Genomic DNA, 13,745 nt, shown 5'->3' with positions numbered 1-13,745 from the left:
GAAAGTGTCGCGAACGCCGTTCAATGACTCTGGGTCGTGGCGCGCCATCTGCCAGGAAATCGCTTGATCACCTAGCCGACAGCGATTCCGCAATAGTTCCGCCTGTGTAGTTTGCCACACCACCTGGCGTTAGCCGATCGCGAGAAAGATGCAAGCCGTGTCGCAGGTGGCCGGCGAGACTTGGGAAAGTCGCCCTCTATCTTTCCGCGATAACCAAGAGAGGCAGTGGCGCCGGTCGCGCCATTGCATGCGACAGGTGCTGTGACAGCCACGTGATCAACGGCGTCCTTCAGCGACCCATCCATGGATACGATACAATATTATTTAAGTCTTACTTCGGCATATAGAGTTCCTATGGCGATTCACGTGGGTGCGAAGTCAGAACCTGATTTCCTCGCCTTGACGGGTACGGGTCTGGTCCATGTCCTCGAAAGCAAAGGACGCGCTGGTTTCGGTACCTATGGCGTCACCGAGAGGGTAATCAACGGCGCACGCAACAAGGCATTGCGGCAGGTTTGCCAGATCGCCACCGTCAATGGTGCTCCGCCGGAAACGCGCATGGCTTGTGTGTTTGCTTTTGATCAGAGTGGCACTTTCGGTCAGGTGACCGACCCCCCAAGTAGCGAGACTTACGACTATCAAACCGACGTTCAGAGACTCATTCGCCAATCCTACGCCGTGGTGCTAGACCCGCTCTTCCAGCATTCAGCACTGGGATCGACGTCGACTACATCGGCATCGAGTTTATCCCAGGCTGGAAGTTCGGCATTCACAAGGCCGTCTATAAGCAGCTGCTGAGCATAAATGACGAGGAGGGAGCAGCGGAGTTTCTGCTGATGCTCGGTGCCCCCCCCGTTTCAATCCACTGACGTTTCAGACCCAGACCGGCGAGCTGACCAAAGTATTGGCCCAGATGGAATGATTCTGACTGGCAATTCCGACTTGCTCAAAGGCCGCTTGCCCGACCCGTTTGGCTGATACTTCTGGTCCATCTCGGCCGCCTCTCGTTCAGACCGTACTCGACGGCCTGTCATGTGCAGCTGACAACAGACAGTTATTCGAGGCCTAAAGGTCGGCTCGCGGCGCGAAGGTGGATAGCTGCGGACCATTGGCACGACGGCTTGCCCACCCATTGGCTGCGCAGCTAGCGAACGACAGCTTTCGGGATCTGTCTTAAGGTCCTCGAACGACCGGAATGCGGCGCATTGCCGCGATTCGCAACGCGGACAATGAAGGTCACCGTTGGCTCGCCCTCTTCTTTCGGAGTGATTTGGGCTTTTGAGGCGAGAGACGCGGCTATGAGGGCCCCCGAACCTGAACTAGGGGCCGGGCGCGCCGCCTAGGGGCCCCACAAGCCACCCCCTACCCCCGCCACCGACAAACCCCGGTGGGGCGGGTGCCGGGCGTTACCAGCGCGAGCCGAGCGGTGTCCGCATCTCAGGCTCGGCGACCTCTTGTTGAAATCTTGCAGCTGGTTCAAGCACCGGAGGCGATGATTTGGCCTCGGCCGTTCGTTGCCTCGTCTTCGCACTTCCGCTCGCTGCCAGCATTCTTGAGACGGCAGTCGGTGTGTACTGCGTTCCGGCACTCGACAGATACCCTGCGTCCGCCAACGCCTTCGCTACATCAGCCAGAGTCCGCTGCCGGCCATTGACCGGATAACGGTGCAGCTTTTTTGCGAGTGCAATCAGCTCAAGTCCGCCATCGATCTCGGCATAGTTCCGACGCCCGCCGACTTTCTTGCCGGTCTCGCGGCGCTTGCGTTCGCGGGCACCCCTGAGCTTCTCCACCAGCATCGCTTTCTCAAACTCCGAGACCGCGCCGAGCACTTGACGGATAAGGTTCGCAGTCGGGGTGTTGCCGACAAAACTGTCGGGACTGTCGACAGCTATCAGCTCGATCCCACGTGATTTCAGCATCTCGTAGCCAGTCTCCTGAACGATCAGATCGCGGGCGAAGCGGGAGGCGGTCTCGACGAGGATGGTGCGCACGCCATTTGACAGGAGCCGCTCGAGCATTGCGGAAAAACCGGGACGCGCTGTGACCGCATCGGCACCGCTCACCGCCGCGTCGTAATAGCTCTCGATGATTTCATAGCCGGTTGAACGAGCAAACGCCTGGACGGCCTCGCCCTGGCGCCTCTCGCTGTCTTTGTCGACGCCGACGTCGGCTGCGGATGAGGTACGAAGATAGGCCACAGCCTGCCTCAAATTCTTACTGTTCATAGCTTACCGCCCGTATTTCATATCGTTTGCTTCAGGATAACGCCGTAACCAGCGATGGACCGTGCGCAGAAGGCGAGATATTCAGGTTGCGGCAGTCATACCGACTGTGATACAGGATGACTTAATCGAGTGGAAATATCTTAGTAAAATCAACGTTTTATAGTCTCGAAGAAGCACTCCGCCTCTGGGCACCATTTTTTCAATGTCCGTCTCGGCGTCGCCTTCCCCAAGCTGCGCGACATCGCTGCCGAAATCACTTTGCGCGCATCAGCCAAATCGCGGATTTAGTTTGCTTGGTGATCCCCTCTGCCTAGGGCAAACTGCCTGCCGGGGCTGCAGGAGGAGCAATGCGAGCACGCGCAGCTACGATCGGCGATCTCGAAGGTGTTTTCCGGGATCTGTCCACGAGGATGTCGGACGAATACGTCGCCGCCGGCAAGGACAGCAAGGTTGCCTACGACAATCTGATGATGAATTTGAAGGAAGGCCGCGCCCATGCACTTGTCGAGGGCGACAAGACGGTGGCGATCATCGCCTGGCATGAGAACAGCGACGCCGCCGACACCCTGTTTGCCGCGCAGGAGGGTTTTTTCAGCGCCGCGACCATCCGCTTCTGCAGGCGGCACATCCGCCACATCCAGGCGCTGGCCGGCAACCTTCCCATCCACTCGCGCAGCTGGCTGCAACGCGCCGACGTCGCCAGATGGTTCCGCATCATCGGCTATGTCGAGCGTGGCCAGGAGAACGGCGCCAATCTGTTCGAGCTGCCGCCGGCTCAAGGATAGACAGTCACGGTATATTGCAAGACGCTGCGAACGAGTTGCGGCAATTCGGATGGCGAGCTGACGTTCATCTCCCATGCCGCGAACGCCGCCTGCACCCGCGGTTAACCGTCACCGCATGCAATGGCTCCAGAAAAATGCGTTTGACCGAAGTCGGCTTCGGGCTTTGGTCTGTCTTTGCAGACTGAGCCATGCAAGGTAAGTTCGCGGCACATTCGGCACGGGGCCGACTCGGTGGAACCAGACAGTGGAAGAAGAACCCAAGCCGGAGCGCCGCCTTCTCAGCCGCCCGAATGTGTTGAAGCAGGCAATCATCCTGGCGGGGAGTTCTGAAATACCGTGCTCGGTGAGGAATCAGCACAAAAGCGGCGCCGAGTTGCGCGTGGCTGCCGATGCATCCGTACCGGACCGATTCTTCCTGGATGTGCCCGATGATGGCGTTGTCTATCAAACCGTCGTGAGGTGGCGGAGGAACGAACGGCTTGGCGTGCAGTTCTACGGGATGCAAGAACCAAGGCTGAAATGAGAAAGGCACTGGTGCTTCATTCATCGCTCGAAGCTGGATGAATGTGACCGTTGCCGTCGCCCCAAAAACTCTAGGAAACAGGCGTTCGCTTACGGCAGACCGAGGTCGAAAGAGTGCATCCGGATCACGTTCTCATCGACTTGATGCCAGAGCAGTTCGGCTCATCAGAAGCGATCGTCGCCCGATATGCAGGCCTCATCGCCACCGCGTTTCGCTACCGGTCCGGCGTCGCAGGCCTGCGGATCAGCAACGCAAAGGGTGAGATCGTCATGCTGCCGTTCCAGGGGCAGCAGATCTGGGATGCGACATTTCTCGGCCGCTCGTTGACCATGCGCTCGATGTTCGACGAGCCGGTTGCGACGCGGGACTATCTCTCCAACTATGGCGCGTTCTTCATCCATTGCGGCGCCACTGCGATGGGGAACCCTGGAGCGAATGACCGCCATCCACTGCATGGCGACCTGCCCAACGCGCCCTACACGGATGTGCAGGTGATCGTTGGCGACAACGCTGAAGGGTCATTCATGGCGCTGACCGGCCGCTGCCGTCAGACCGTCGCCTTCAGCCACGACTATGTGGCGCAGCCCATCGTGCGGCTGCAGCGCGACGCGACCGGCGTCGCCGTCGACCTTGCCGTCGAAAACCTCAAACGCTCGCCCATGGAGCTGATGTATCTGGCGCACATCAATTTCAGGCCGGCGGATGACGGTCGTCTCGTCGACAGCGTGGCCGACGATCGCACCGACATCGTCGTGCGCCAGGTGCTGCCGCCGTTTTTCACGCCGAGCGAGCGCTATCTTGCCTACCGCGATGCCGTCGTCGCCGATCCGTCGCGCCATCGCATACTGGCCAAGGGTGAGCCGATCGATCCGGAACTGGTGCTGACCATGAAAGCCAAGGCGGATGCCGAGGGCTGGGCGCACGCCTTGCAGGTTCATCCGGACCAAACTGCCGATTTCGTCAGCTTTCGGCCCGAGGAGCTCAACTATGCCGTTCGCTGGATCACGCGCGGCGCCGACCAGCACGCGCTCGGCCTCGTGCTGCCGGCGACCGCCGAACCCGATGGTTATCTCGCGGCCAAGGAAAGAGGCCGCCTGGTTGTCGTCGCTCCAGGGGAAACATTCCGCTGCGCCCTGCGCTTTGGCGCGATGACAGCGGCGGAGGCGGCGAGGCAAGAGCAGGCCATTGCCAGGATAAAGGCCTGAGACATCGAGGGATGTCCATGCGGGTTGCGGAGCCATTGCGGGGCATGGCATCTGTCACCCTCCATTCCGGGACCGCCAGACCATGACACGGCCGCCAGACATCGCCCGACGACTACCCGCCGCTGGCGGCGTCAGCCTTTGCCGTGCGCTGTCGAAACTCGGGCTCTGTTCACGCAAGCAGGCGGAGCTTCTGGTTGCCGAAGGGCGCGTGCGGGTGGGCGGCAAGGTGGTGCGCAACGGGTCGCTGCGCGTCGACCTCAATCGCGACCGCATCACGGTCGACGACGAGCGTGTCGTTGCCGAGGCCAAGGTCTATCTGATGGTCAACAAGCCGCGTGGGCTGGTCACCACCCGCGACGACCCGCAGGGGCGCGGCACCGTCTATGACTGCCTGACGGGGCTCGACCTGCCGTTCGTGTCGCCAGTCGGCCGCCTCGACAAGGCCAGCGAAGGTCTGCTTTTGATGACCAACGACACGCGCTGGGCCAATGGCCTGCTCGATCCCGCCTCGCATGTCGCAAAAACCTATCACGTGCAGATCGGCACGCCGCCGGACGAGGCAATGCTGGCGCGGTTGCGCGAGGGTGCGGTCGTCGACGGCGAGCTGTCGAGCGCGCGCTCGATCGAGATCCTGCGCAGCGGCGGCCGCACGGCATGGCTGGAAATCGTGCTCGACGAGGGCCGCAACCGCCAGATCCGCAAGTTGCTTGGCGCCTTTGACGTCGAGGTGCTGAGGCTGGTGCGGGTGGCGATCGGCTCGCTTCTGCTCGGCGATCTCGCCAAAGGCACGGCGCGGCACCTTACATCAGAAGAACTGGCGATGCTGGCGGCCTGACGCCAACTATCTCTGGTTCCATTTGCGGATGACCGGCTCGGTCAAATCGTGCTCATAGCCGAGGACGCTAAGGCTCGCAGTGTCGAGAACCAGCAGCGCGCCATCTTCGGGCGGCAGGCCGAGCCAGCGCGCCGCCAGCACCCTGAGGAAATGCGCGCTCGAGAACACCAACACGCTGCCATTGGCGACGCGAAGCTGACTGACGATCGCATCGGCGCGCGCGCCGACATCCGCGGCCATCTCGCCACCCGGGCAGCCGTCGCGAAACACGTTCCAGCCGGGGCGTTCGGCAAGAATCTGCTTCGTCGTCAGCCCCTCATAGGCACCGTAGTCCCACTCTTGCAGATCATCCTTCCTGACGCCGGAGAACCCGGCCAGGGTGCAGGTGTTGAAGGCGCGCTGCGACGGGCTCGACCAAACAGCGGAAAACGACTGGCCCTTGAGGCGGTCGGCCACGCCGCGGGCAGCGGCCTCGCCCTTTGCCGTCAACGGTATGTCGGTGCGGCCGGTGTGTTTTCCCGACGCGCTCCATTCCGTTTCGCCATGGCGAACCAGGTAGATCTCGGGAAACTGGCTGCTCATTCGCGGACCCTTCGATTCTCTTGCGCGGCCTGCACCCTAGCCGGGAAGACCCGGCCGGCACCAGCCGGGTGTGCACCTCGGTTGGCGACAAGAAGCAGGCCGCAACCGGGGCACCGGCTGCGGCCTGAACAGTCTTGGGGTCGAACGTCTCGTTCTGCTCTGCGATCAGGCGGCCTGGAGATCGCCCGACAGCGCCAGATCGGCCTCCTCGGACAATGTGCCGGCCATCGCTGCGGCGAACTTCGTCTGGTCGAGTTCGCCTTCCCAGCGCGCGACGACAACCGTCGCAACCGCGTTGCCGACGAAATTGGTCAGGGCCCGGCACTCCGACATGAAGCGGTCGACGCCGAGGATCAGCGCCATGCCGGCAACCGGCACCGTAGGCACCACCGAGAGCGTTGCGGCCAGCGTGATGAAGCCGGCGCCGGTGATGCCGGCGGCACCCTTGGAGCTCAGCATGGCGACAGCCAGCAGCAGGATCTGGTCGCCGTAGGTGAGCGGCGTGTCGGTCGCCTGGGCGATGAACAAAGCGGCCAGCGTCATGTAGATGTTGGTGCCGTCGAGGTTGAAGGAGTAGCCGGTCGGGATGACCAGGCCGACCACCGAACGGTTGCAGCCGGCGCGCTCCATCTTGGCCATCAGGCCTGGCAAGGCCGCTTCCGAGGACGAGGTGCCGAGCACCAGCAGAAGCTCTTCCTTGATATAGCGGATCAAGGCGAGGATCGAGAAGCCGTTGTACCATGCAACAGCGCCAAGCACGACCAGCACGAAGAGCAGCGACGTCAAGTAGAACGTGCCGATCAGAAAGGCGAGGTTGGCGATCGCGCCAATGCCGTATTTGCCGACGGTGAAGGCCATGGCGCCGAAAGCGCCGATGGGGGCGGCCTTCATCAGGATGGCGACGAGGCGGAAGATCGGCGAGGTCAGCGCCTGCAGGAAATCGACGACCGGGCGGCCACGCTCGCCGACCAGAGCGAGAGAAATGCCGAACAGCACCGAGAAGAACAGCACCTGCAGGATATCGCCCTGGGCAAAAGCGCCGGTGATGGTGTCGGGGATGATGTTGAGGAGGAAGCCGACGATGGTCGTGTCATGCGCCTTCTCGGTAAAGGTCGCCACCTTGGTGGGGTCGAGCGTCGCCGCATTGATGTGCATGCCGGCGCCTGGCTGGACGACGTTGGAGACGACCAGGCCGACGACCAGCGCCAGCGTCGAGAACACCAGGAAATAGATCATCGCCTTGCCGGCGACGCGGCCGACTTTTTTCAGGTCGGAGACACCGGCGATACCGGTCGTCACCGTCAGGAAGATGACCGGCGCGATCACCATCTTGACCAGCTTGATGAAGGCATCGCCGAGCGGCTTCAGCGAAGCACCGAGTTCGGGATAGAAGTGACCGAGCAGCACGCCGGCGGCGATCGCCGTCAGGACCTGCACGTAGAGATGCCGGTATAAGGGAACCTTGCCGCGCGGTTCGGCGGCAGCGAATGCTGGCTGCATGACGTCCTCCATTGGCGCCCCGATCGAAAAGCTCGACCTCCCGGGGCAATTGTTATGACCTCCGCAGCCTCGCGACTGCTGGATCGGTATTTGCAACTGTCGTGCCAGACTGCGCCGATCGGTCTATTCCTTGATTTTGTTGGGTATTTTCGAATCGGTGACCGTTTCTCACACACAGGTAGTGCGAACATCCGCATGGTCTGAATTGCCCTTTGTGCGAAATCATGCACAAATGGGCGATGCTGCAACGCGCTGCCGCTGCCTTGTCTTCGACGCCCGAGCAACTGCGCAGGCGGGCGCGCCGCGCATGGTTGCTGTTTGCGGCGGTCGCTTTTGCGATCACCGCGGCAGCACTCTACGGCGCCGGCCTCTACGGCCGCACCACCGAGGTCGCGACCCTGGCGACGCAAGGGCGCACCGATGCCAATCTGAAGGTGGCGCTGCTGCGCGCCGTGCTGGAAAGCCCGCGCGCGCTGCCCTTGCTGCTGGCGGAGGACCAGCAGGTGCATGATGCGCTGACGCAAGGCGGTGCCGCGGCGATCGACCTGCTGAACCGCAAGCTCGAAGGCCTGGTCTCCGGCACCAAGGCTTCGGTGCTCTATGTCACCGGCACCGACGGGCTGGCGATTGCGTCCAGCAACTGGCGCGAGCCGATCAGCTTCGTCGGCAACGATTACGGGTTCCGCGCCTATTTCTCCGGGGCAATGCAGAACGGAACCGCGGAATACTTCGCGCTCGGCAATGTCAGCAAGCGGCCAGGCCTCTACATCTCGCGGCGGGTCGGCAATGCTGCCGCGCCGCTCGGCGTCGTCGTCGTCAAGATGGAGTTCGACCAACTCGAGGCCGACTGGCACGAGGCGAACCGCCCGGCCTATGTCAGCGACGACCATGGCGTCGTGCTGATCACCAGCGTGCCGTCATGGCGCTTCATGACAACCGCGCCGCTGGCCGGACCGACGATTGCCGCCATCCGCGACAGCCAGCAATTCGGCGACGCGCCACTGGTGCCGTTGCCGATCACGCGCCCCGAAACCTTGAGCCCGGACGTGGCGATCGTCCATGCGATCACACCGGGCGGCAGCGACGCGGAATATTTGCGCCTCTCCACGCTGGTCCCCTCGACGCCCTGGCGGCTCGACTATCTCGTGCCGGCCGAAGCGCCGATCGCCGCCGCGGCCCGCGAGATGCGGCTTCTGGCGCTCGGCGTCGTCATCCCGCTGCTTGGGCTGGCCGCCTATCTTTTGTGGCGCCGGCAGTCAGCGCAGATGCGGATCGCCGCCGAACAGGCAGCGCGCACCGAACTCGAACGCCGTGTCGTCGAACGCACCGAGGATCTGAGCCGCGCCCGCGACCGGCTGCAGGCCGAGATAACGGGGCACCGCAGCACGGAAGCCAAGCTGCAGGTGGTGCAGCAGGAGCTGGTGCAAGCCAACCGTCTCGCCATCCTCGGCCAGGTCGCCGCCGGCGTCGCCCATGAGATCAACCAGCCGGTCGCCACCATCCGCGCCTATGCCGACAATGCCCGCGTCTTCCTCGACCGCAAGCAGACCTCGCCGGCCGTGGAAAATCTCGGCGCCATCGCAGCGCTGACCGAACGCATCGGCACCATCACCGAGGAGCTGAAGGCCTTTGCCCGCAAGGGCCGCACCGCGGCAGAACCGGTCGAACTGCGCGGCGTCATCGAGGGCGCCGTGGTGCTGCTCAGAAGCCGCTTTGCCGGCCGGCTGGAGGCGCTTGATATCGCATTGCCGCCGCCAAGCCTCAAGGTGATGGGCAACCGCGTCCGACTCGAACAGGTGCTGATCAATCTGTTCCAGAACGCGCTGGAGGCGTTGGAGGGCCGCGACGACGCCAGGGTGCAGGTTTCGGTGGAAGAGACGGCGGACGGTGTGACGGTCAGCGTGTCCGACAACGGACCCGGTATTCCGCCCGATATCCTCAAATCGCTGTTCACGCCGTTCAACACATCAAAGGAAAAGGGCCTCGGCCTCGGGCTTGTCATCTCGAAGGACATCGTCGCCGACTATGGCGGCCGTGTCGAGGTTGCGAGTGGCGACAGCGGCACCCGCTTCATCATCCATCTTTCGAGAGCAGCATGATGGAAAACGGTGCAGCACCTGTCATCCTGATCGACGACGACAGCGATCTCTTGAAAGCCACCGCGCAGACGCTGGAGCTTGCCGGGTTTTCGGTGTCGGCCTTTGCGGTGGCGGCCGAGGCGCTGGCCGGGCTCGATGCCGGTTTTGCCGGGGTGGTGGTGTCCGACATTCGCATGCCAGAGATCGACGGGCTGCAGCTTTTCGATCGCATCCTGCGTCTCGACCCTGACATTCCGGTCATCCTCGTCACCGGGCATGGCGACATCGCGGTTGCCGTCAAGGCGATCAAGGATGGCGTCTACGATTTCATCACCAAGCCGTTCGCCGCCGACCGGCTGGTGCAGAGTGTGCACCGGGCGGCGGAAAAACGGCGCCTGGTGATGGAGAACCGGGCCTTGCGCGAGGGAGCCGAGCAGGCGCAGGACGGTCTGCCACTGATCGGCCAGACGCCGGCGATGGAGCGGCTGCGCAGGACCTTGCGGCAGATCGCCGACACCGATGTCGACGTGCTGGTGACCGGCGAAACCGGCTCCGGCAAGGAGGTGGTGGCGAGCCTTCTGCATCGCTGGAGCCGCCGCGCCAAGGGCAATTTCGTAGCGCTGAATTGCGGCACGCTGCCCGAAACGGTCATCGAGAGCGAGTTGTTCGGCCATGAGGCGGGCGCCTTCACCGGGGCGCAGAAGAAGCGGATCGGCCGCATCGAGCATGCCAGCGGCGGCACGCTGTTTCTCGACGAAATCGAAAGCATGCCGCCATCGACCCAGGTGCAGATGCTGCGGGTGCTGGAAATGCGCGAGGTGACACCTCTCGGCACCAACGAATTGCGGCCGGTGGATCTGCGCGTCGTCGCCGCGGCCAAGGTCGATCTCGGCGATCCGCGCCAGCGCGGCAGCTTCCGCGAGGATCTCTATTACCGGCTCAATGTGGTGACGATCTCCATCCCGCCGCTGCGCGAGCGCCGCGACGATGTTGCCCTGCTGTTTTTCTACTTTGCCGAGCGCGCCGCCACGCGGTTCCGGCGGTCGATGCCAGCTGTGCCGGCCACCGTCCACCGCCGTCTCAGGGAGCATGACTGGCCGGGCAATGTGCGCGAGCTGGCGCATTTTGCCGAGCGTTTCGTGCTAGGGCTGGAAGAGGCAGCGCAAGCGCCGCCGCCTGCCCCGACTTCGCCGGATGGCGCCATGCCATTGCCCGAACGGCTGGACCGCTACGAGGCCGACATCATCCGCGAGACACTTGGTCGCAATGACGGCGACGTCCGGCGGACGATCGAAGCGCTGGGGATCCCGCGCAAGACCTTCTACGACAAGCTGCAGCGGCACGGCATCGTGCGCAGCGATTTCTCCAGATGATTTTGCCTGCACACGGCCCAGGAGCGCTGGAACCGTCAAGGTCTGATCCAAAAAACAGTGGCGAGTCAGCATCAGAAGGTGTTGAAGACCGTATCGGCCGCCTTCAATGAGGCGTGATCCGGTTGCGCTTGGCAAGCCTTGATGGTTTGTTGCCGGTTAGCGGAGAATGAGTGATGCAAGAACCTGCCGGTCAAGATGAGTATGGGTCGACCAGTCCGTTCGATCCGGACGATCTGCCGAACTTGAACGCGATCGGCCCAGGCATGGGTGGAGGCAACGACTTCGAGAAATACGCCGTCGCCGTGATCATCGTGTTCGGCGCGGTGATTATTGGCGGACTGATGGCAGCCGGCTTGACCCTGGGTCACCGCAACGGCTTCCTATTCGCGCTTGGCGGCGCAACCTCGGCCTGGATTTCCGGCAATGCGCTGCTGCTCGACCGGCCGCGCATCTATGCGCTGTTCGTCGGCATCGCCGCCCTGATGCTGGTTGCGTCGACCATTACGCTGGTCGTTTAGGCGGGTGCGTTCAGTAGCCTAACGCCTCGCCGGATGCGGCGCGGCTGTCGATGGCGCCGTTGTAGCGGGCGCCGCCGCCTTTTTCGATTTCCGAGAGGCTCTTGCCACCGACCAGTATGCCGGCCGCCTGGCCCCAGGTCGTATCGCCGAGATCGAGGTGATAGCCCATGCCGGCAAGCAGTCTTTCGGTATCCGGCGACAGACCAAACGGCTCGACATAGACCGTGTCGGGCAGCCACTGATGGTGGATGCGCGGCGCGTCGATCGCCTCCTGGATGTTCATGCCGTGATCGATGACGTTGATGATGGCTTCCAGCGTGATGGTGATGATGCGCGACCCGCCTGGGCTACCGATGACCATGAACGGCTTGCCGTCCTTGGCCACCACGGTCGGGCTCATCGACGACAGCGGCGTCTTCTTCGGCTGGATGGCGTTGGCTTCGCCCTGGACCAGGCCATAGAGATTAGGCACGCCCGGTTTCTGGGTGAAATCGTCCATCTCGTTGTTGAGCAGGATGCCGGTGCCGTCGGCGACGACGCCGGCACCGAAGGAGCCGTTCAGCGTGTAGGTCACCGCCACCGCATTGCCGTCATTGTCGATGATCGAATAGTGCGTCGTCTCCTTGCTCTCGCCAAAGCCCTTCGGCATCAATTCCTGCGATACGCCGGCCCGGAACGGATCGATCTTATCGCGGATGTCCTTGGCATAGTTTTTGTCCAGCAGTTTGGTCACCGGGTTGTCGACGAAGTCGGGATCGCCGAGCGCCGAATTGCGGTCGACATAGGCATGGCGCATGGCTTCGACCATGACGTGGACGGTCTCCGCCGAACCGGGGCCGAGATAGGATAGCGGGTAGAATTCCAGCACGTTGAGGATTTCGCAGATGATGACGCCGCCTGAACTGGGTGGCGGCGAGGAGGTGATCTCGTAGCCGCGGTAGTTGCAGGTGATCGGCTTGAGTTCACGGACTGCGTAATTCTCGAAATCGGCCTTGGCCAGAATGCCACCCTTGGCGCCACTCGCCTTGACGATGGCGTCCGCGATCGGGCCCTTGTAGAAGGCGTCCGCGCCTTGCTGCGAAATGGCCGAGAGCGAGGTGGCCAGATCGGTCTGGATGAGGTGTTCCCCCACGGCGTACGGTTTGCCGTCCGGCTTCAGGAAAATGGCGGCTGCCGCGGGATCCTTTGCCAATCGCTTGGCGCCGCTCTCCAGGGAGGCAACATCGCCCTGCTCCAACGCGAAGCCGTCCTTTGCATAGCGGATGGCTGGCGCCATCAGGTCCTGTCTGGACAAGGTGCCGTATCTCTCCCGCGCCATCTCGAAACCAGCCACCGAGCCCGGCACGCCGACGGCGAGATAGCCGTCGAGGCTGGCGCCCTTCACCGGCTTGCCGTCCTTGTCGAGATACATGGTCTTAGTCGCGGCCAGCGGCGCGCGCTCGCGGAAATCGAGGAAGGTCGATTTGCCGTCCTTGAAGCGGATGGTCATGAAGCCGCCGCCGCCGATATTGCCGGCATTGGGATAGACGACAGCCAGCGCGTAGCCGACGGCGACCGCGGCATCGACAGCGTTGCCGCCCTTCTTCAGCACCTCGACGCCGACTTCCGAGGCCAGGTGCTGAGCGGTTACCACCATGCCATGCTCGCCCTTCGCCGGCTGCGGCCAGGCGGCATAGGTGGCTACGGATGGTGTCAGCGCTATTGCGAGCGAAAGGGTGACGCCAATCAGCGTCCGGCGGGTCAAGGGCATGGCGGTGCTCCAAGTGCAGTGTGCCTAGAAGAGCTACTTGGAGCGGCTGAGTCCATCATCAATATGAGCGAACACATATTGGTGTTCGCCTGCTGGCCGAGGCCAGCCAATCTCCCCCTCGTGGGCAGGGGAATCGCATATGGGGATTTTGGGCTTGAAGTTGGTTTGAGAAGGGATTCTTTGGGAAGGCAGTCTTAGCGAAGGAGCGACTGCCATTTCCAGCCTTGAGAGCTATTTCGGCGCGGTGCCAGATCCGCGCGCAGCCAACGCCACGCACCGGCTTGGCGACCTGATCGTGATGATGATCGCGGCAAGCCTGTGTGGCGCGACCAACGCGACGGAGTTTTCGTTGTTCGCGCAAGAGCGCAAGC

Annotated in this window: 12 protein-coding genes and 1 pseudogene; 9 read left to right on the top strand and 4 right to left on the bottom strand. The window is 62.8% G+C overall.

Features of this window, described 5'->3' with window-relative positions; all coding sequences use genetic code 11:
• Positions 1 to 354: 354 nt before the first annotated feature.
• On the top strand, positions 355 to 798 hold the full coding sequence (locus AC1D0N_RS28580; protein ID WP_477249609.1) for a hypothetical protein: 444 nt from the start codon (positions 355 to 357) through the stop codon (positions 796 to 798).
• A 608-nt stretch (positions 799 to 1,406) separates the two neighbouring features.
• Here the strand turns inward: AC1D0N_RS28580 and AC1D0N_RS28575 are convergent.
• Positions 1,407 to 2,225, bottom strand: a complete 819-nt coding sequence (locus AC1D0N_RS28575; RefSeq protein WP_477249607.1) for a recombinase family protein — start codon at positions 2,223 to 2,225, stop codon at positions 1,407 to 1,409.
• Between the two features lie 347 nt (positions 2,226 to 2,572).
• On the opposite strand from AC1D0N_RS28575, the gene AC1D0N_RS28570 reads away from it, so the two are divergent.
• The 4 genes from AC1D0N_RS28570 (at position 2,573) to AC1D0N_RS28555 (ending at position 5,573) form a co-directional block, all read left to right on the top strand.
• Positions 2,573 to 3,010, top strand: coding sequence for a hypothetical protein (locus tag AC1D0N_RS28570; RefSeq protein ID WP_477249605.1), 438 nt, complete (start codon positions 2,573 to 2,575; stop codon positions 3,008 to 3,010).
• Between the two features lie 244 nt (positions 3,011 to 3,254).
• Complete coding sequence (locus AC1D0N_RS28565; protein WP_477249603.1) at positions 3,255 to 3,533, top strand: PilZ domain-containing protein; 279 nt, start codon at positions 3,255 to 3,257, stop codon at positions 3,531 to 3,533.
• A 113-nt stretch (positions 3,534 to 3,646) separates the two neighbouring features.
• On the top strand, positions 3,647 to 4,738 hold the full coding sequence (locus tag AC1D0N_RS28560; RefSeq protein WP_477249601.1) for a DUF4432 family protein: 1,092 nt from the start codon (positions 3,647 to 3,649) through the stop codon (positions 4,736 to 4,738).
• An 82-nt stretch (positions 4,739 to 4,820) separates the two neighbouring features.
• The gene (locus AC1D0N_RS28555; RefSeq protein WP_477249598.1) at positions 4,821 to 5,573 is read left to right on the top strand and encodes a pseudouridine synthase; all 753 of its coding nucleotides are present in this window, start codon (positions 4,821 to 4,823) and stop codon (positions 5,571 to 5,573) included.
• A 6-nt stretch (positions 5,574 to 5,579) separates the two neighbouring features.
• On the opposite strand, the gene AC1D0N_RS28550 is transcribed toward AC1D0N_RS28555, so the two are convergent.
• Positions 5,580 to 6,155: a histidine phosphatase family protein gene (locus AC1D0N_RS28550; protein WP_477249596.1), complete on the bottom strand. Its 576-nt coding sequence runs from the start codon at positions 6,153 to 6,155 to the stop codon at positions 5,580 to 5,582.
• 165 nt (positions 6,156 to 6,320) lie between these two features.
• Positions 6,321 to 7,655, bottom strand: a complete 1,335-nt coding sequence (locus AC1D0N_RS28545) for a dicarboxylate/amino acid:cation symporter (RefSeq protein WP_477249594.1) — start codon at positions 7,653 to 7,655, stop codon at positions 6,321 to 6,323.
• Between the two features lie 224 nt (positions 7,656 to 7,879).
• Between AC1D0N_RS28545 and AC1D0N_RS28540 the strand changes: the two genes are divergently transcribed.
• The 3 genes from AC1D0N_RS28540 (at position 7,880) to AC1D0N_RS28530 (ending at position 11,624) form a co-directional block, all read left to right on the top strand.
• Positions 7,880 to 9,754 carry a sensor histidine kinase gene (locus AC1D0N_RS28540; protein WP_477249592.1) on the top strand — a complete coding sequence of 625 codons (1,875 nt, stop codon included), beginning with the start codon at positions 7,880 to 7,882 and terminating at the stop codon, positions 9,752 to 9,754.
• The gene (locus AC1D0N_RS28535) at positions 9,751 to 11,106 is read left to right on the top strand and encodes a sigma-54-dependent transcriptional regulator (RefSeq protein ID WP_477249590.1); all 1,356 of its coding nucleotides are present in this window, start codon (positions 9,751 to 9,753) and stop codon (positions 11,104 to 11,106) included. The genes AC1D0N_RS28540 and AC1D0N_RS28535 overlap by 4 nt, the downstream gene beginning before the upstream one ends.
• Positions 11,107 to 11,279: 173 nt before the next feature.
• The gene (locus tag AC1D0N_RS28530; protein WP_477249589.1) at positions 11,280 to 11,624 is read left to right on the top strand and encodes a hypothetical protein; all 345 of its coding nucleotides are present in this window, start codon (positions 11,280 to 11,282) and stop codon (positions 11,622 to 11,624) included.
• 10 nt (positions 11,625 to 11,634) lie between these two features.
• Here the strand turns inward: AC1D0N_RS28530 and ggt are convergent, their stop codons facing one another.
• Positions 11,635 to 13,374: a gamma-glutamyltransferase gene (ggt, locus tag AC1D0N_RS28525; RefSeq protein WP_477249587.1), complete on the bottom strand. Its 1,740-nt coding sequence runs from the start codon at positions 13,372 to 13,374 to the stop codon at positions 11,635 to 11,637.
• Positions 13,375 to 13,618: 244 nt separating this feature from the next.
• Here ggt and AC1D0N_RS28520 point away from each other — a divergent pair.
• Positions 13,619 to 13,745, top strand: a pseudogene (locus AC1D0N_RS28520) (ISAs1 family transposase); the annotation flags it as partial.

This window comes from Mesorhizobium sp. P2_E10 (assembly GCF_056404235.1).
This window is presented reverse-complemented; position numbering and strand designations above follow the sequence as displayed.

What these genes read in the sequence shown, in the direction of transcription:
- AC1D0N_RS28530 (WP_477249589.1), top strand. Translation starts at nt 11,280, where the DNA reads ATGCAAGAACCTGCCGGTCAAGATGAGTATGGGTCGACCAGTCCGTTC.
- AC1D0N_RS28535 (WP_477249590.1), top strand. Translation starts at nt 9,751, where the DNA reads ATGATGGAAAACGGTGCAGCACCTGTCATCCTGATCGACGACGACAGC.
- AC1D0N_RS28555 (WP_477249598.1), top strand. Translation starts at nt 4,821, where the DNA reads ATGACACGGCCGCCAGACATCGCCCGACGACTACCCGCCGCTGGCGGC.
- AC1D0N_RS28570 (WP_477249605.1), top strand. Translation starts at nt 2,573, where the DNA reads ATGCGAGCACGCGCAGCTACGATCGGCGATCTCGAAGGTGTTTTCCGG.
- AC1D0N_RS28575 (WP_477249607.1), bottom strand. Translation starts at nt 2,225, where the DNA reads ATGAACAGTAAGAATTTGAGGCAGGCTGTGGCCTATCTTCGTACCTCA.
- AC1D0N_RS28550 (WP_477249596.1), bottom strand. Translation starts at nt 6,155, where the DNA reads ATGAGCAGCCAGTTTCCCGAGATCTACCTGGTTCGCCATGGCGAAACG.
- AC1D0N_RS28580 (WP_477249609.1), top strand. Translation starts at nt 355, where the DNA reads ATGGCGATTCACGTGGGTGCGAAGTCAGAACCTGATTTCCTCGCCTTG.
- AC1D0N_RS28540 (WP_477249592.1), top strand. Translation starts at nt 7,880, where the DNA reads ATGCACAAATGGGCGATGCTGCAACGCGCTGCCGCTGCCTTGTCTTCG.
- AC1D0N_RS28545 (WP_477249594.1), bottom strand. Translation starts at nt 7,655, where the DNA reads ATGCAGCCAGCATTCGCTGCCGCCGAACCGCGCGGCAAGGTTCCCTTA.
- ggt (WP_477249587.1), bottom strand. Translation starts at nt 13,374, where the DNA reads ATGCCCTTGACCCGCCGGACGCTGATTGGCGTCACCCTTTCGCTCGCA.